The organism is Burkholderia seminalis DSM 23518, from assembly GCF_902832885.1.
Classification (GTDB): Bacteria; Pseudomonadota; Gammaproteobacteria; order Burkholderiales; family Burkholderiaceae; genus Burkholderia; species Burkholderia seminalis.
This window is the reverse complement of the sequence record NZ_CADFDK010000009.1, coordinates 1-17036: the sequence shown is the minus strand read 5'-3', so window position 1 is coordinate 17036 and position 17036 is coordinate 1. Positions and strand designations below refer to the sequence as shown.

Genomic DNA, 17036 nt, shown 5'->3' with positions numbered 1-17036 from the left:
GTTCTATCTCCTGGAAAGGGCCTGTTCTCGCGCGTGCATCGCGCCGAAGCCGGCGATCCATTCCGGAATCGCGCGGTAGTAATCGATCGAAGCCGCGTAAGGACCGCTCGCCGCAAGTGCACCGAATGCGGCGACCCACGTGCGAATCTCGTGCGCGGACTTGCCTGCATCGCGCGTGATCGCTTCGTTCGTGAGGCCATCGGCTGCGGTGAGTTCACCGCGTTCGAGCCATTCGAGAAACATGTGGTCCCATGCGGGATTGAGCGGATGCAGGCGGCTGTCGCCCGCTGCGAATGCCTTGGCCGCCGCGACGGTACGGGATTGCCGCGCATCGCGCGACGCCGGTGACGGGTTGCGCCCAGCGATCAGCCGTTCCGCGACGATATCGTCCGCGCCCGCGATTTCCGGCACCGGCGGCTCATGCGAAATGCCGCCCGAGCCGATCAGCAACACGCGCCGGTTCATGCGCGCGACGGTACGGCCGATCGCATCGCCGAGCAGTCGCGCGCGGCGGCACGACGCCATCGGCGGCGCGACCGAGTTGATGAAAACGGGCACCACGGGATAGCGGTCGATGCCGCCCGTGAGTACCTCGAGTGCCTGCGCGCAGCCGTGATCGACCTGCATGCGATACGACACGGCGACGTCGATATCGCTCGCGAGCGTCGCATCGGCAAGCGCGAGCGCCACATCGCGGTCGACGGGCAACGGGCCGGCCGCGCTGCCGAAATCGCCGATGGCCGTCGCGCTCACGCCGATGCAGAACTGCGGCATCACGTCGTAGAAAAATCCGTTGTAGTGGTCAGGCGCGAACACGATCACCAACTCCGGATCGAACGCGTCGACCCGCTCGCGCGCCGCGCGCTGCACCTGCTCGACTTCCGCGACGACCGCCGGCGCCGGATCGAAGTAGCCGTGCAGCGGCGAGTGCGACATGCATTCGAGATGGATCGGCATTTCAGGCCCCTACCAGATCGGCGGCATGCGGGAACGTCGCGTCGTTGATCGTCGCGCCCGTCGTCACGGCAAGCGACAGCCTTTGCGCAAGCTGCGACACGCAACCCGATACGCTTTGCGGCGAGCACATGCCGGCCACGAAGCGGTCGGGCCGCAACAGCACGACCGATTCCGGCACGCGCGCGAACCAGTCGCGCAGGCGCGAATCGACATCGCCAATGGCGATCACGTCTTCGGGCACGTCATCGTGGAACGCGAGCTGCGGGTCGGGCTTGGCGATCACGAAACACCCCCCAAGCGCGGTCCAGATGCGGCGCGCCTCGGGCGTCAGGCCGAACGTCGGGTCCGAGCCCCATCCCACGATCGCGAAGCGGTTGCCGATCGCATCGTCGAGCCGGACGATGCTGCCATCCACGCGACGCACGCGCGGCTGGATGAACATGCGGCCCACGGGGGTGCCAGCCTCCGCATCGCGGCCATGCACCATCCGCCCGATCAGCGATTCACGTTTCTCGCTCATCAGACCGACCAGCCGCCCGAACGCGCCGTGTCCGCGCTTCGCGATCATGCGCGCGAGCAGCCCTTCGGACCGCGCGCGGCGCGCCAGCAGCACGACACCTTCTTCATAGCGCGGCATCGGCTTGAAGCGCATCTCGACGAAATAGCGCTGCATGGCGGGCAGCACATCGAAGCAGCGCACGAACGCGTCACGCACTTTCGATCCGACGAAGCTCGTCGGCGCGAAGATATCGCCCGCGACTTCCGAGAGGTGGATCATCGAGCGTGCATGGGCGCGCCGCTCCATCGTGTAGGTATCGAGCAGCGTGTCGCGCGCGGTGCCTTTCACGACCATCGCCAGCTTCCAGCCGAGATTGCTCGCGTCGCGAATGCCGCTGTTGTAGCCCTGCCCCTGCCACACCGGCATGATGTGCGCGGCGTCTCCCGCGAGCAGGATGCGCTTGACGCGGAACGTGCTCGCGAGCCGCGCGTTGTGCGTATAGACCCGCTGGCGGATGTAGTCGACCTTGTCGGGATCGTCGACCACCCCGCGCACCAACGCCGCCATGTTCTCCGGCTTCGACAGTTCCTCCTCCGTCTCGCCCGGCATCACCATGAATTCGAAGCGCCGGATCCCGTGCGGCAGCGCCGCCGACACGTACGGACGCCGCGCGTCGCAATGCAGATAGACATGCGGAGAGCCGATCGGGTCGTTGCGCACGTCGATCACGATCCATTGATTCGGCTTCGTGCGGCCTTCGAACGGCACGTCGAGCGTGCGACGCACGAAACTGTTGCCGCCGTCCGCGCCGACCATGTATGCGGCGCGGATCGTCGTCTTTGCACCGTGCGCGTCTGTCGCCTCTATGGTCACACCGCACTCGTCCTGCGCGAAGCTGTCGACGCCGTGGCCAAGCAGCGTCGACACATTCCCGAAACGCTCGAGACCGCCGTACAGAATCCGATCGGCGAGCGGCTGGATGAACGCATTGCGGCGCGGCCAGCCGAACTCGTCGGTGCGCGGCTCGATCGACGCGAAGCACTTCCCTTTCAGCGTGAAGCGCATCCAGTGATTCGGCGTGGTGTGCGGAAGCAGTTCGTCGACCAGGCCGACCGACTGGAATACGCGCAGCGCTTCGTCGTCGAGGCCGATCGCCCGCGGATAGTCGATGATCTGCGCGAGCTTCTCGATGAGGACGACGCGCACGCCCTGCAGGCCGAGCAGGTTCGCGATCATCAGGCCGACCGGGCCCGCGCCGATGATGGCGACATCGGCGTCGATCGAACGATGTGTCGTTTCGTGAGGATGAGCGCGGCCGTTGCCGGCCACCGGTTCAAAGGCGGGGCGCATGCTTGTCTCCTGACTGGGCTTGTCCGATGTGCTGAACCGACGAAGCGCCTGGCGCTCGATCGTTCAACTTATGCACGCAGTTTATGGAGGGCGGAAAACACCCTCAACAAAATCTCCGGAATGTGCATAGAATGCACATGATTGATTCCAATGGGATTTTTACGTGACAACCTACACGAACGTGCGCGGACTGGCGCGCGGCCTCCAGGTGCTGCGGACGCTGAATGCGATGGAAGACGGGCGTGCAACGAGCCAGCAGATCGCCGATCTGACCGGCCTGCATCGCACCACGGTGCGCCGCCTGCTCGAAACCTTGATGGACGAAGGATTCGTGCGCCGCAGCACGTCGGACGACAGTTTCCGCCTGACGCTCGCCGTACGTTCCTTGAGCGAGGGCTTCACCGATACCGAGCGCATCGCCACCGTGGCGCCGCCGATCATGGGGCAGCTCCTGCAGCGCGTCGCGTGGCCATCCGATCTGACCACACCCGACGGCGACGCAATGATCATCCGCGAGACGACACATCGCTTCAGCCGGCTGTCGTTTCATCGCTCGATGGTCGGGCGGCGTTTGCCTATCTTGCTGACTGCGGCTGGCCGTGCCTACTTCGCGATGTGCCCCGACGAGGAGCGCGAGGATATTCTGGAACTGTTGCGCTCCGGTGCCGGCGGTGAAGAGCAACAGGCGTTCGCGAAAAACGATGCGCTCGTGCGCAAGCTGATCCGACGGGTGCGCGAGGACGGTTTCGGATCGAATCACGGCGACTGGACCGCGCAGGCGAAAATCGGTGCGGTGGCGGTCGCGATCAGCGCGGACGAACGCGTGATCGCTAGTCTCAATGTCGCCTTCCTGTCACGCGCCGTCAGTCTCGAGGATGCCACTCGCCGCTATGTGCCCGAGCTGCAAAAAGCAGCAGCGGATATTGCCGAAGCATTGCGGCGGCAACCCGCGGCTCGTTCCCGCGCATCAACGTAGTCTCCCAGACAGGCTGAATGGCATGAACGGACGCGCGAATGACGATGTGCCGACCGCGACGGGCGGCCGAGCATGGCTGACAATCGACGCTCTACCCCGCGCACCCGAATGAGCTTGGAAGAACCCGTTTTTTCATCGAGACCATGAGAATCCATCACTTCGTTCCCTTGCTGGCGCTCGCCGCCGTACCCACCGCCCACGCCGCCGACAGCCAACCTTGCAGCGACGCTGCCGTCACGGCCGTCGCCCGTTGGGCCGGCATCGCGAGCGCACGCATCGCGACGCGCGACGCGAACCGGCTCGTCGTCGCGTCCGCGTGCAAGGTCATGCCGAACGCGCCGGGCACGACGATCGCGGCCGTCGCGTTCGATTCGCTGCCCAAAAGCAAGAATCCGGACGAAAGCGACAAGCTGCAGGTCGTCGCGCTCGTCGAGGGCGACAAGGTCGTCGCGGCCGACAAGTCGGTGGTTCAGGAGGATGCGGCGACCGAGATCGGCGAGAACAGCTATCGCATCGATACGGCGCCGTACCGCCTGTCGCCCGAGGTCCGCGCATTTGGCGTCGTGTTCACGAGCAGCGCGCGCGGGCCGAGCTGTCCGGATGCGGACGCCAGCGAAGAATTGACGCTGTGGGTGCGCGAAGGCAACCGCATCCGCCCGGTGTTCGGCACCAATCTCTACGGCTGGGTCAGCGTCGAAGGTGCGGCGTGCGGTGCCGGCATGGGTGACGCGATCAGCGAGGATGCCCACATGACGATCGCCGTCGAAAAGACCGCCAGCCACGGCTTCGCAGACCTGTCGATCACCGCACGCATCACGAAGAGCCAACGCAAGGACAACGAATACGCCGAGACGGGCAAGCGCACCGCACGCACGATCGTCCGCTACGACGGCAAGTCATACGGCATCGACATGTTCCGAAACTTCTGGTATCCGCCCGCCGCGATGCAGCGCTTCAAGTAACGGCGCGTCAGCCCGCGCCCGCCTACTCCGCCACCTTCGGCCCGATCCCGTCGCCCGACGCGGGCATCCGCAGCGCATCGTCCCGCACACGTCGCGCCTCGCGTGCCGTATAGCGATCCTTCAACCGCAGGAACGGTTTCTCGACGAGGAAGTAGCTGGCCGTCGCGGCCAGCAGCGCCCACACGATGCCGAGCGGAAACGCATGCACGACCGGCAGATCGGGATTCGCGAACGGCTGCTGCCACAGATACAGACTGAACGAGATCGTGCCGATGAACACGACCGGCCGCGCGCGCAGCCAGCGCGCGCACCAGAACTCGCCGCGGAAATTCAGCACGACGATCACGATCGCGATCAACGCGGCTTCGAGCGTCACGCCGTAAGTCGCGTTCCAGAAGCCGCCGAGCCGGTGTTCGGCGAGCGGCATGCCGAGCAGCACGACGATGACGATCGCCGTCACGATGCGCGCCTCGCCTCGCCACGCGCCGATCCACGCTTCGAGCCGTTCCCGGTTGAGCGACGCATAACACCCGATCAGGATCGGATCGACGCCGGTGTGAAGCATCATCCCGAGTTGCCCGCGCAGCGCCGGCGCAACGAAATACGTGACGGCGCGCACCAGCGGCACGATCAGGATCAACGCGGCCAGCCAGCGCGTGCCGGCGCGGCGCATGCCGAACCCGAACAGCAGCGGCCAGAACCAGTAGAACTGCTCTTCGAGCGCGAGCGACCAGAAATGACCGAGATACCAGGCGCCGTCCGGATGCAGCGCGTTGTCGCCGGTCAGCCCGAACCACGCCGAGTAATTCCACAGATGCAGCGCCGCATACAGCCACTGCCGGCGATCGACGTCGAACCAGCCGGCGAACGCGACGACCGCAACGGCCGCGAGATAGACGTAGCAGGCCGGCCAGATCCGCAGCGCGCGACGCACGTAGAACGACGTCAACGCAATGCCGCCGGTGCGCGCGAACTCGGCGCGCAGCACGTTGGTGATCAGGAAACCGCTCAGGACGAAGAAGATCAGGACCCCGAGCCGGCCGTCGGCAATCAGCCGCAACGGCGCATACCAGCCCGTGTAGCCGCCCGGCAGCACATGTTCGGCGTGTCCGACCACCACCATCGCGACCGCGACGGCGCGCAACCCGGTCAACTGCGTGACGCGATGGTTCATCGGCTGGTTTCCGTTGGCACGGGTTAGAAACAGGAGATGACCGGCGCGCCGACTGGCATGCCGATATGCCGCCGGGATTTTGTATGAAAAATATCGGAATGAAATTGCTTCAAAAATCGCCGCGCCGCCAGCTGCGGCCGCACACGTCCGAACGAGCCGGCGCCCGGCGCGGCGAATGGGCATAATGACAAGCCTTGCCCGGCGACGACCGGGCCGATGCCCACGCAACGTTTTTGCGGCGCAGCAACATCCGAAGTACCGCCCCCGCACGGATACCGGCCCGCACTCGTCCGCCTCCAGTCGACCCTCATCCGGAGCCTGCCTGTGTACCCACCGATCGAACCCTACGCCCACGGCCACCTCGACACCGGCGACGGCCATCGCATCTACTGGGAGCGCTGCGGCAACCCGGCCGGCAAGCCCGCCGTGTTCCTGCACGGCGGCCCCGGCGCCGGCTGCGGCCCCGACCATCGCCGCCTGTTCGACCCCGAGCGCTACGACATCCTGCTGTTCGACCAGCGCGGCTGCGGGCGCTCGACGCCGCATGCGAGCCTCGAGAACAACACGACGTGGCATCTGGTCGCCGATATCGAACGCCTGCGCGAGATGGTCGGCGCCGAGCAATGGCTCGTGTTCGGCGGTTCCTGGGGCAGCGCGCTGGCGATCGCGTACGCGGAAACGCACCCCGAACGCGTGAGCGCGCTGATCGTGCGCGGCATCTTCACGATGCGGCGCGCGGAACTGCTGTGGTACTACCAGGAAGGCGCGTCGTGGCTGTTCCCGGATCTGTGGGAGGACTTCGTTGCGCCGATTCCGGAAGCCGAGCGCGGTGACCTGATGGCCGCCTACCATCGCCGGCTGACCGGCGACGACGAAGCCGCGAAGCTCGAGGCGGCTCGCGCATGGAGCATCTGGGAAGGCCGCACGATCACGCTGCTGCCCGACCCGGCGCTCGCCGCGCACTTCGCGGACGGCCACTACGCGCTCGCGTTCGCGCGAATCGAAAACCACTACTTCGTGAACGAGGGCTTCGTCGAGGAAGGTCAGTTGCTGCGCGACGCGCATCGCCTCGCCGGCATTCCGGGCGTGATCGTGCAGGGCCGCTACGACGTCGCGACGCCAGCACGCACCGCATGGGAACTGTCGAAGGCGTGGCCGGAGGCGACGTTCGAGATCGTGCCCGGCGCCGGGCACGCCTACAACGAGCCGGGGATCCTCGAAGCGTTGATCGCGGCGACGGACCGGTTCGCCGCGTAGTCCATAGGGTGCAACGCATCGCAGTGCGTGCTGCGATGCCTGCCGGCACGCCTACGCGCCGCCGCGATCAAAGCGCGGCTTCGACGATCGTCCTGCCGCTGATCGCGCGCTCGACAAGCTGCTCGTCGCCGACCTTGCGGATTGCGTCGTCGAGCAGCCCCTCCGGTTCTTCGGTCGCCACCTTCAGCAGGCCCGACAGGCCGCGCGCGTCGAGCACCACCAGCGTCTCCATCGAATCCGCGCGGCTCACGAGCACGCGGCGGAATGCCGGGCCCGCGCCGAAGCTCGCGCAGAGCGAGATCGTCTCGCCGCCGAGCGTGTAGTCGAAGTGCTTGATCATGGTCTGCCGCCGTTGCAAGGAAATGGCGACGCGCGACGGCGCGGCGCCGTGACGTCGACGCACCCGCGCGTGCCGCCGGCGCGCCGGACCGGAGTCCGGGCCGTCCACCGGCATCACCATGCTAGGCGTGCAGTATTAACGAAGACTTAAACCGGAAACCGCCCTCACGGGAGGCCCGCGTTACGGCGCATCGAGCGGCTCGACCGTCACGCCGACCTTCAGCTCCTGATCCGCACCGCCGCCGCGGATCACGCCGCGCAGCGGCGTGACGTCCGCATAGTCGCGACCGACCGACAGCATCACGTAGTCGTCGCCCGGCGAGCGGTCGTTGGTCGGATCGAGCTGCAGCCAGCCGTTGTCCTCGGGCCATGCCGGGTCGTACACCTCGACCCACGCATGCGACGCATCGGCACCGATCAGCCGCGGTTGCCCGGGCGGCGGCTGCGTGAGCAGGTAGCCGCTGACGTAACGCGCGGCCAGCCCGAGCGAGCGCAGCGCGCCGATCATCACGTGCGCGAAATCCTGGCAGACGCCCTTGCGCAACCGCAGCGCATCGAGCGCCGACGTCGTGATGTCGGTGCTGTTCGGTGTATAGGCGAAATCGGCGTGCACGCGCCGCATCAGGTCCCAGGCGGCCTGCACGAGCGGCCGTTGCGGCGTGAAGCTCGCGGCCGCATAAGCGGCGAGCTCGGGATCGCAGGCGACGTGCGGCGACACGAACAGGAATTCGCTCGCCGCGTCGTAAGGCTGCCCCGCACGAAACCGCAAGCGGTCGCGCACGGCTTCCCATTCGGTCGCCTGCCTTGCGTCGGGATGCGCGATCGCGGGCGGCGGCTCGCCGCGGGCGCCAAGCGACCACACGGGCGGCGTCACGCGCACCGTGCTGCGGCTGCGCACGAGCAGCGCGTCGTGCGGCTGGTTCAGTGCGAACGACGCGCGCGCGTTGCCGAACGCATCGATCTCCGTGCAGACCGATTCCGGCACGGGCTCGATGTCGAGCGAGAACGACAGCACCTGCTGGCGCGGCGTCACGAGCGGTTGCAGGCGTGCCTGGTGCTGCGCGGATTCGACGCGCGCCGCGTAACGGTATTCGGTGTCGTGCGTGACACGCAGCAACCGGCCGGGCGCCATGGCGGCCGGCGCGGCTGCCGGTCGTGTCTTGCCTGCACCGGACGGCGCCTTCACCGCGCCTTTCGTCGTCACCATAGCGTCCTGCCCGCCTCGCGCACGTGGCTGAAGTAGCGTTCGCCGATGCGGTTCGACAGTTCCCAGACCGCCTTCACGGTCGTATCGAGCGCATCGAGCAGCTTGTCGTGCCGGCCGCCGTCAACGGTTTCGCACAGTTCGTGCAGCGACCACGCGGGCACGTCCGGAATCGTCTCGGCCAGCTCGGACAGCGCATAGCCTTCGCTGCGCTCGACCTTCGTCAGCCGGCCGCGCAGCGCCTGCACGACCCAGCCGAGCGAACGCGGATTGTCGGTGTCGAGCACGACGAGCGACAGCAGCGGCGCGACGTCGAAGCCGCGCTGGAAACGCGAGCGGAACGTGATCGTGCTGTCGAACAGCTCCAGCACGAGTTCGAAACCGTCCTGCCGGTGCACGACACCCTCCTCGAAGGCGAACTTCAGCACGCTGCACAGGAAGTCCAGCCGGTCGATCTGCCGGCCGATCGACAGCAGGCGCCAGCCGTCGTCGCGCGTCATGTTGTCGGTCTGCGCACCGGTGATCGCGCCGAGCAGCAGGCCGAGGCGCTCCAGCAGCTGCAGCGCCTCGTTACCGATCTGCTCCTCGGCCTCCGGCTGCCCGGCGCTGTCCGCGAACAGTTGCGTCGCGTCGTCGATCAACCGCCACTGATCGCTGGACAGCCGTTCGCGGATCGCGGCGGCGGCGCCGCGCATCCCGAACAGGCACGACGCGATGCCCGACGTGCGATCGGCGCCGCGCGTCAGCGACGTCGCAAGCGCATGCTGGAACGCGCGCGGCGCGTCGACGGCATTCGGTGCGTCGGCCGCGATCAGGCCCGTGTCGCGGCACAGCGTATCGATCAGTTCCAGATGCGCGGGGCTGTCGACGTCGTCTTCGCCGCGCAGCCTTTCGAGCGCGGCGCGCGCGAGGCGCATCAGGTTGGTCGCGCGTTCGGTGTAACGGCCGAGCCAGAACAGGTTCTCGGCCGCACGGCTCGCGATCGCGCGCGGTCGCTCGACGAGGTCGTCGGGGCCGAGGTGCGTTTGCAGCAGCGTCGTCGAATCGACGATGCCCTCGGTCATCACCCAGGTATCGACGGTGCTGCCGCCGTGCGGCATCGGCGCATTGAACAGCGTGTCGCGCGTGCCGACCCGCGACAGCCCGCCGGGCAGGAGCCGCCAGCGCTGCGCGCCGTCGGCGAGCGCGAACACGCGCAGCAGCAGCGGCTTCGGCACGATGCGTGCGCTGCCGTTGCCCTCGGGCGTGTCGGGCCGCGGCCAGGTCGGCGCCTGCGACAGCGGCAGGTCGGCCTGCACCGTGTAGTGTTCGGGCCGCGCGAGGATCCGGGCGCGCCATGCGGCCAGCTGCGCCTGCGTGAGCCGTGCGCCGATCACCGGCTCGAACGCGCCGCCGGCCTGCACCTCGGGTGGATAGGAGGCCTTCACGATGCCGCGCGCAAGCTGCGGCAGCGCATCGTCGCAGGCAGCCGCCTCGCCGCACCACCACGAATGCACGGCCGGCAGCGTCAACGTTTCGCCGAGCAGCGCTTCGGCGAGGCGCGGCATGAAGCCGAGCATCGCCGGCGATTCGAGGAAGCCCGAGCCCGGTGCGTTCGCGAGCAGCACGTTGCCCGCGCGCACGGCCTGCAGCAGCCCCGGCACGCCGAGCATCGAATCGGGCCGCAGTTCGAGCGGATCGAGCCACGCGTCGTCGACGCGCCGCAGGATGCCGTGCACCGGTTCGAGCCCGCGCAGCGTCTTCAGGAAGACGCGGTTGTCGCGCGCGGTCAGGTCGCCGCCCTCGACGAGCGTGAGGCCGAGATAGCGTGCGAGATACGCATGTTCGAAATACGTCGCGCTGTGCGGCCCCGGCGTCAGCAGCACGATCCGCGAGTTCTTGCGGGCCGGGCTGAGCGACTGCATGCTCTGCAGCAGCGCGCGATACGCGGACGCGAGGCGCTGCACGCGCAGCCCGCGAAACCCGCGCGGAAAGAGCCGCGACACGATCAGGCGGTTTTCGAGCAGGTAGCCGAGCCCGGCCGCGCCCTGCGTATGCTGCGCGACGATCCGCCACTGCCCGTCCGGGCCGCGCGCGAGATCGAACGCGACGACGTGCAGCCAGGTATCGCCCGGCACGCGCGCGCCGCGCATCGCGCGCAGGTAGCCGGGGTGGCCGGTGACGAGCGCGGGCGGCAGCAGCCCGCGCTGCAGGATGGTCTGCGGCCCGTACAGGTCGGCCAGCGTCGCGTTGAGCAGCCGCACGCGCTGCAGCACGCCGCGCTCGATCGCGACCCAGTCGTCGGGCGTGACGATCATCGGCAGCAGGTCGAGCGACCACGGGCCGGCCGCGCCGTCGCCGGCGCGCTGCTCGTGCAGCTGGTAGAACAGGCCGTTCTCGCGCATGCTCCGGTGCAGCGCATCGGCGCGGCGATCGAGATCGGCCACGCCGTCGCTGCCGATCGACGTAAAGAAGCTGCGCCACGCGGGCGCGAGCGCAGGCGCGATCAGGCCGGCCGCGCTGCCGCGCAGTTCGTCGTAGCGGCCGGCGGCCGCCGGCGCCGCGAGCGCGGCGGCCAGTTCGGCGGCGTCCGGCTGCGCGCCGGTATCGAAAAGCGTGGGCATCGCGTCGAGGGCGGCGAGATGGTCGGTATCAATGGGCGGCACGATGTCGTTCCGTCGTCAGGGTGCGGCCGCGCACGCGCGCCGCCATCGGGGCGGCAAGCCACGGCGCGCGGCCGCAATCTGCCCGCATCCTAGCATTCCGGCGAGGCCGCCGGGAGATCGCGAGCCGCGCATCGTCGTCCGCCCCGTCGTTACTGGATCACGGCCGCCGCAAGTCGAGCGTGAACGGGAATTCGCGGCTCGGCGCGGCAGCCGCGACATCCATCCGCCCCGGCGTATGCCCCATCTCGACGAAGCGTGCGAGCCGGCGGCTCTCGGCTTCGTATGCATTGACCGGGAACGTCGCGTAGTTGCGCCCGCCCGGATGCGCGACGTGATAACGACAGCCGCCGAGCGAGCGCTGCAGCCACGTATCGACGATGTCGAACGTGAGCGGCGCATGCACGCCGATGGTCGGATGCAGCGCGGACGGCGGCGACCACGCCTTGTAGCGCACGCCCGCGACGTACTCGCCGACGGTGCCGGTCGGCTGCAGCGGCAGCGCGCGGCCGTTGACGGTCACGACGTGCCGGTTGTCGTTCAGCCCCGTCACGCGCACCTCGAGCCGTTCGACCGACGAATCGACGTAACGGACCGTGCCGCCGGGCGCGCCCTCCTCGCCCATCACGTGCCACGGTTCCAGTGCGCCGCGCAACGACAGCTGCATGCCGTTCACCGCGATCTGGCCGAACAGCGGGAAGCGGAATTCGAAGTGCGGTGCGAACCACGCCGGATCGAACGCAAAACCGGCCTCGCGCAGTTCGGCCAGCACATCGTCGAAATCCATCTGAAGAAACTCGGGCAGCATGAAGCGGTCGTGCAGCGCGGTGCCCCAGCGCGTGAGCGGCGTCGTGTACGGCGCGGCCCAGAAACGCGCGACCAGGGCGCGCAGCAACAGTTGCTGCACGATGCTCATCCGTGCGTGCGGCGGCATCTCGAACGCACGCAGCTCGAGCAGGCCGAGCCGGCCGGTCGACGAATCGGGCGAATACAGCTTGTCGATGCAGAACTCGCTGCGGTGCGTGTTGCCCGTCACGTCGATCAGCAGGTTGCGCAGCACGCGGTCGACGAGCCACGGCGGCATGTCCTGCCCGAACAGCAGCTTGTTGCGCTGGATCTCGGCGAACGCGATGTCGAGTTCGTACAGCTGGTCGTTGCGCGCCTCGTCGACGCGCGGTGCCTGGCTCGTCGGCCCGATGAACAGCCCCGAGAACAGGTACGACAGCGACGGATGGTTGTGCCAGTACGCGATCAGGCTCGCGAGCAGGTCCGGGCGGCGCAGGAACGGGCTGTCGGCCGGCGTCGCACCGCCGAGCACGAAGTGGTTGCCGCCGCCCGTGCCGACGTGACGGCCGTCGACCATGAATTTCTCGCTGCACAGCCGCGACTGCCACGCGGCGTCGTACAGGAATTCCGTGTGGTCGACGAGTTCGTCGAAGCTCGCGGCCGGATGGATGTTCACCTCGATCACGCCGGGATCGGGCGTCACCTGCAGCAGCTTCAGCCGCGCATCGCGCGGCGGCGGATAGCCTTCGAGCACGAGCTTCACGCCGAGCGCGTGCGCGGTCAGCTCGATCGCGCCGAGCAGGTCGAGATAATCCTCGAGCGCGGCGAGCGGCGGCATGAACAGGTACAGGATGCCGTTGCGCACCTCGGCGCACAGCGCGGTGCGCGTGATCCACGCGGCCGATTCGAAGCGCTCGGGCCGGCGCTGCGGATCGTGCGCTGACGCGCGCCCGCCCGCGGCCGTGCCGTCGTCACGCCACTGCATGACCGTCTGCGCAGGCGCTTCGCGATGCACGCCGGACAGGTAGCGCGGCGCGTCGGCCGGGCCCGCGTAGCGCGCACGGATCGCGGCGGCGTCCGGCAGCGCGCTGCGCGGCGCGAACGGATCGCGTTCGACCAGGTACGGATGGTCGGCGCGCGAGGCCCACGGCAGCGAATCGAGCGGCAGTCGATAGCCCATCGGCGAATCGCCCGGCACGAGATACATCCGCTCGTCGCGGAAGAACCACGGCCCCGTCTGCCAGCGCGGCCCGTCGAGACCCGGTGCATCGTCCGTGCGCTTGACCGGCAGCACGTAGCCGACCACGCTGTCGAGCTGCTGGTCGAACACCTTGCGCAGCCGCGCGCGCTCGAGCTCGTCGTCGAGTCGCGAGTCGAACGGATCGACGTTGACGGGCAGCCGGCGCTCGCGCCACAGGTAGTACCAGACATCCTCGTAGCCGGGCTGGATGAATTCGTCGGTCAGGTTCAGCCGCGCGGCGAGCGCATCGATGAAGCGCTTCGCGTCGTCGGTCGTGTACGCGGACGGCTCGCGCTCGTCGGCGAACAGCGACGGATCGTGCCACACGGGCTGGCCGTCCGCGCGCCAGAAGATCGACAATGCCCAGCGCGGCAGCTGCTCGCCCGGATACCACTTGCCCTGCCCGAAATGCAGGAAACCGCCGTCGCCGTACTCGGCGCGCAGCCGCTGCACGAGTTCGGTCGCGTAGCCGCGCTTGGTCGGGCCGAGCGCATCGGTGTTCCACTCGGCGCCGTCGCGATCGTCGATCGACACGAAGGTCGGCTCGCCGCCCTGCGTGAGCCGCACGTCGCCGGCCGCCAGCGCGCCGTCGACCTGCGTGCCGAGCGCCAGCACGGCGTCCCACTGCGATTCCGTATACGGTTTCGTCACGCGCGGCGATTCGTACACGCGCGTCACGGTCATCTCGTGCTCGAACGACACCTCGCACTCGTCGATCAGCCCTTCGACCGGCGCGGCGCTCGTCGGCTGCGGCGTGCAGGCGAGCGGAATATGCCCTTCGCCCGCGAGCAGGCCCGACGTCGGGTCGAAGCCGATCCAGCCGGCGCCCGGGAGGTACACCTCGCACCACGCGTGCAGGTCGGTGAAGTCCACCGACGTGCCGCTCGGGCCATCGAGCGACTTCACGTCGGGCGTGAGCTGGATCAGGTAGCCCGACACGAAACGCGCGGCGATGCCGAGATGACGGCACAGCTGCACGAGCAGCCACGCGCTGTCGCGGCACGAGCCGGACGCGAGCTCGAGCGTCTGCTCGGGCGTCTGCACGCCGGGCTCCATCCGCACGAGATAGCCGATGTCGTGCTGAAGCTGCTGGTTCAGCGCGACGAGGAAGTTCACGGTGCCGGCCGGCGTGCGATCGACGCCGTCGAGATACGTACGGAACAACGGCGACGCGCTCGTCTGCGGATCGCACACGAGATACGGCGCGAGCTCGGTCTTCAGCGCATCGTCATAGCTGAACGGGTATTGCTCGGCGCTCGCTTCGAGGAAGAAGTCGAACGGGTTGTACACCGACATCTCGGCGACGAGATCGATCGTGATCTCGAAGTGCTCGGTGCGCTCCGGAAACACGAGCCGCGCGAGATAGTTCGAGAACGGGTCCTGCTGCCAGTTGATGAAGTGCTGCGCGGGCTCGACCGTCATCGAGTACGCAAGAATCGGCGTCCGGCAATGCGGCGCGGGCCGCAGCCGCACGACCTGCGGGCCGAGGTTGACGAGCCGGTCGTAGCGATAGCGGGTGGTGTGATGCAGCGCGACGTGGATGGACATGGGAACTCGGTTCGGGTTGGGCCGGCCGCGCGCGCCGCGTCGCACTCGACGCGGCGGCCCGGCATGGCGGATTCGGCGAAAGCGTGCGCGGGGTCAGACGAGCTCGGGCGACTGCACGACGCTGATCTCGACGCCGACGGCCGTCGCGCCGAGCCCCGTCACCGGCTGCGCGTCGCGATAATCGAGGCCGACCGCGATGCGCACGTAGCGCTCGTCCGGGCAGCGGTTCATGAACGGATCGAACCCGACCCAGCCGAGCCCTTCCACGTACGCCTCGGCCCATGCATGGCCGGCCGGCTGCTGCATCAGCGCGGCGGCCTGCGGCTGCGCGCCGAGCGCCGGTTGCGGCAGCCCTTGCGATTGCGCGGCATGCGATGCGCCGAGCATCTGCTGCATGCCCTCGCCGCTCTGCAGCGCGAGCGCTTCCTCCTCCTCGACGTCGCCCGCGTTCTGCTTCGCATCGGCGATGCGCTGCATCGCGCTGTCGGCGAGCACGTAGCCCGAGATGTAGCGCGCGGGAATCTTCAGCACGCGCGCGGCCGCGATGAACGCATGCGCATGGTCGCGGCTCGTGCCCTCGCCGCTTTGCAGCGCGGTTTCCGCGTCGACAGGCACGTCGGCGGCCAGGTTCGGCGCATACGCGATGCGGTCGTGCACTTCCGTCATCAGCCAGTGCAATGCGTCGAGGCCGTGCGGCTCGATCGGCAGCGCTTCCGTGAGTTCGCGCACGGTATTGCCCGCCTTCGTGAGCGCGGTCTCGCGCTCGAAGATCCACGGCGGCGCATAGCCTTCCGGATTCCCGAGAATGCCCGCGCGGTCCTGCGTCTCGACGACGCCGGCCGCGACGACGACGATCTCGGCCTTCGCGCCGCGGTCGTGACGCACGAGGTCGATCCGGTTGCCGAGCCCGTCGGCGTAAGACAGCGACGGCTCGACGCCGTCGATCGTGACCTGCCACGCGCGCACCGTCTGCCCGGGGCCCGACTGCGGGCGCAGCCGCAGCCGTTGCAGCGCATGGGTGGCTTGATCGTCGAACTGATAACGCGAAATGTGTCGAATGGCGAGTCGCATGGCAAGTCTCAGTCGAAGTTGTAAGCCTGGGCGATTTCGAGCCCAAGGCTGTTGTTGCGGCCGATGAAGTCGGTCAGGAACTCGTGCAGCCCGCTCTTGAAGATCCGCTCGACCGAGGTATCGGACAGCATTTGCAGGATCTTCGTGGCCGTGTCGTGACACGGGTGTGTCACGCCGTAATCCTTTGCAAGCAGGTTCAGGCTCGACACGACGCGCCCGTAGCAATAACGCAGCGAACGCGGCATGCGGCCGTTCAGGATAAGGTAGTCGGCGATGTTCATCGGCTTGTACTGCACGTCGTACACCCAGCGGTACGAACGGTGCGCGGCGACGCAGCGCAGGATCGTCTCCCACTGGTAGTTGTCGAGGATCGTGCCGACGTGCGACACCGACGGCAGCAGCAGGTGGTACTTCACGTCGATGATCCGCGCGGTGTTGTCCGCGCGCTCGATGAATGCGCCGATCTGCGCGAAATCGAAGATCTCGTTGCGCAGCATCGTGCTGTAGAAGCTGCCGAGGATCAGCGCGGTTTCGCGCTTCACTTCGTCGAGCACGGCCGGCAGCTCGCTCTCCGGCACCGGCTGCGCCAGCGCGCGGCGCAGCGCGAGCCACGCGCCGTTCACGCTTTCCCACGCCTCGCGCGTGAGCGCCGTGCGCACCATCCGCGCGTTCGAGCGCGCGGCCTCGATGCACGACAGCACGCTCGACGGGTTGTCGCGGTCGCGCAGCAGGTAGTCGGTCACCGTATCGGCCGCATACGCGTCGTATTTCTCCCGGTAGCCGTCGTCCGCGCCCGAGCTGACGAGCACCGACGACCATTCGGCCGGCGCGTCGGACGTGCGCGTGAGCGCCATCCGCAACCCGGCATCGACGATGCGCGCGATGTTCTCCGCGCGCTCGATATAGCGGTACATCCAGTAGAGCCCGCTTGCAGTACGTCCCAGAAGCATCTCGTGTCCACTCCGTCTTCGTTCGGTTCGCGCGCCGGCTGCGGCGCGCGCGGTCGCATCCGGCTCAGTCGGCCAGCACCC

General features: G+C 68.2%; 12 protein-coding genes. 3 read left to right on the top strand and 9 right to left on the bottom strand.

The window, feature by feature from the left end; all coding sequences use genetic code 11:
• Positions 1 to 3 precede the first annotated feature (3 nt).
• Together HWX00_RS24670 and HWX00_RS24665 are read right to left on the bottom strand one after the other, a co-directional pair.
• Positions 4 to 957, bottom strand: coding sequence for a 3-carboxyethylcatechol 2,3-dioxygenase (locus tag HWX00_RS24670; RefSeq protein ID WP_175028977.1), 954 nt, complete (start codon positions 955 to 957; stop codon positions 4 to 6).
• A gap of 1 nt (position 958) precedes the next feature.
• Positions 959 to 2806: a bifunctional 3-(3-hydroxy-phenyl)propionate/3-hydroxycinnamic acid hydroxylase gene (locus tag HWX00_RS24665; RefSeq protein WP_175028976.1), complete on the bottom strand. Its 1848-nt coding sequence runs from the start codon at positions 2804 to 2806 to the stop codon at positions 959 to 961.
• 163 nt (positions 2807 to 2969) lie between these two features.
• Here HWX00_RS24665 and HWX00_RS24660 point away from each other — a divergent pair, with 163 nt between their 5' ends.
• Positions 2970 to 3782, top strand: coding sequence for a DNA-binding transcriptional regulator (locus tag HWX00_RS24660; protein ID WP_175028975.1), 813 nt, complete (start codon positions 2970 to 2972; stop codon positions 3780 to 3782).
• Positions 3783 to 3925: 143 nt separating this feature from the next.
• Positions 3926 to 4744 carry a PA3715 family protein gene (locus tag HWX00_RS24655; protein ID WP_034191639.1) on the top strand — a complete coding sequence of 273 codons (819 nt, stop codon included), beginning with the start codon at positions 3926 to 3928 and terminating at the stop codon, positions 4742 to 4744.
• A gap of 22 nt (positions 4745 to 4766) precedes the next feature.
• Here HWX00_RS24655 and HWX00_RS24650 read toward each other — a convergent pair whose 3' ends face one another.
• Complete coding sequence (locus HWX00_RS24650; protein ID WP_049032984.1) at positions 4767 to 5918, bottom strand: acyltransferase family protein; 1152 nt, start codon at positions 5916 to 5918, stop codon at positions 4767 to 4769.
• 324 nt (positions 5919 to 6242) lie between these two features.
• Here HWX00_RS24650 and pip point away from each other — a divergent pair, with 324 nt between their 5' ends.
• A complete protein-coding gene (pip, locus tag HWX00_RS24645) occupies positions 6243 to 7175 on the top strand; it encodes a prolyl aminopeptidase (protein WP_175028974.1) in 933 nt (310 codons plus the stop codon).
• Between the two features lie 67 nt (positions 7176 to 7242).
• On the opposite strand, the gene HWX00_RS24640 is transcribed toward pip, so the two are convergent.
• The 6 genes from HWX00_RS24640 to HWX00_RS24615 form a co-directional block, all read right to left on the bottom strand.
• Positions 7243 to 7515, bottom strand: coding sequence for a hypothetical protein (locus tag HWX00_RS24640; RefSeq protein WP_059556695.1), 273 nt, complete (start codon positions 7513 to 7515; stop codon positions 7243 to 7245).
• 180 nt (positions 7516 to 7695) lie between these two features.
• Positions 7696 to 8721: a transglutaminase family protein gene (locus tag HWX00_RS24635; RefSeq protein WP_175028973.1), complete on the bottom strand. Its 1026-nt coding sequence runs from the start codon at positions 8719 to 8721 to the stop codon at positions 7696 to 7698.
• A complete protein-coding gene (locus HWX00_RS24630; RefSeq protein ID WP_034191643.1) occupies positions 8715 to 11321 on the bottom strand; it encodes a circularly permuted type 2 ATP-grasp protein in 2607 nt (868 codons plus the stop codon). The genes HWX00_RS24635 and HWX00_RS24630 overlap by 7 nt, the downstream gene beginning before the upstream one ends.
• A 199-nt stretch (positions 11322 to 11520) precedes the next feature.
• Entirely contained in the window at positions 11521 to 14934 is a 3414-nt protein-coding gene (locus HWX00_RS24625; RefSeq protein ID WP_034191644.1) for a transglutaminase family protein, read from the bottom strand.
• A gap of 93 nt (positions 14935 to 15027) precedes the next feature.
• Positions 15028 to 16005 (bottom strand): transglutaminase family protein, encoded by a 978-nt coding sequence (locus HWX00_RS24620; protein WP_175028972.1) that lies wholly within the window; start codon positions 16003 to 16005, stop codon positions 15028 to 15030.
• A gap of 8 nt (positions 16006 to 16013) precedes the next feature.
• Positions 16014 to 16955, bottom strand: coding sequence for an alpha-E domain-containing protein (locus tag HWX00_RS24615; protein WP_069245929.1), 942 nt, complete (start codon positions 16953 to 16955; stop codon positions 16014 to 16016).
• Positions 16956 to 17036 lie beyond the last annotated feature (81 nt).

What these genes read in the sequence shown, in the direction of transcription:
- HWX00_RS24670 (WP_175028977.1), bottom strand. Translation starts at nt 957, where the DNA reads ATGCCGATCCATCTCGAATGCATGTCGCACTCGCCGCTGCACGGCTAC.
- HWX00_RS24665 (WP_175028976.1), bottom strand. Translation starts at nt 2,806, where the DNA reads ATGCGCCCCGCCTTTGAACCGGTGGCCGGCAACGGCCGCGCTCATCCT.
- HWX00_RS24655 (WP_034191639.1), top strand. Translation starts at nt 3,926, where the DNA reads ATGAGAATCCATCACTTCGTTCCCTTGCTGGCGCTCGCCGCCGTACCC.
- HWX00_RS24650 (WP_049032984.1), bottom strand. Translation starts at nt 5,918, where the DNA reads ATGAACCATCGCGTCACGCAGTTGACCGGGTTGCGCGCCGTCGCGGTC.
- HWX00_RS24640 (WP_059556695.1), bottom strand. Translation starts at nt 7,515, where the DNA reads ATGATCAAGCACTTCGACTACACGCTCGGCGGCGAGACGATCTCGCTC.
- HWX00_RS24635 (WP_175028973.1), bottom strand. Translation starts at nt 8,721, where the DNA reads ATGGTGACGACGAAAGGCGCGGTGAAGGCGCCGTCCGGTGCAGGCAAG.
- HWX00_RS24630 (WP_034191643.1), bottom strand. Translation starts at nt 11,321, where the DNA reads ATGCCCACGCTTTTCGATACCGGCGCGCAGCCGGACGCCGCCGAACTG.
- HWX00_RS24625 (WP_034191644.1), bottom strand. Translation starts at nt 14,934, where the DNA reads ATGTCCATCCACGTCGCGCTGCATCACACCACCCGCTATCGCTACGAC.
- HWX00_RS24620 (WP_175028972.1), bottom strand. Translation starts at nt 16,005, where the DNA reads ATGCGACTCGCCATTCGACACATTTCGCGTTATCAGTTCGACGATCAA.
- HWX00_RS24615 (WP_069245929.1), bottom strand. Translation starts at nt 16,955, where the DNA reads ATGCTTCTGGGACGTACTGCAAGCGGGCTCTACTGGATGTACCGCTAT.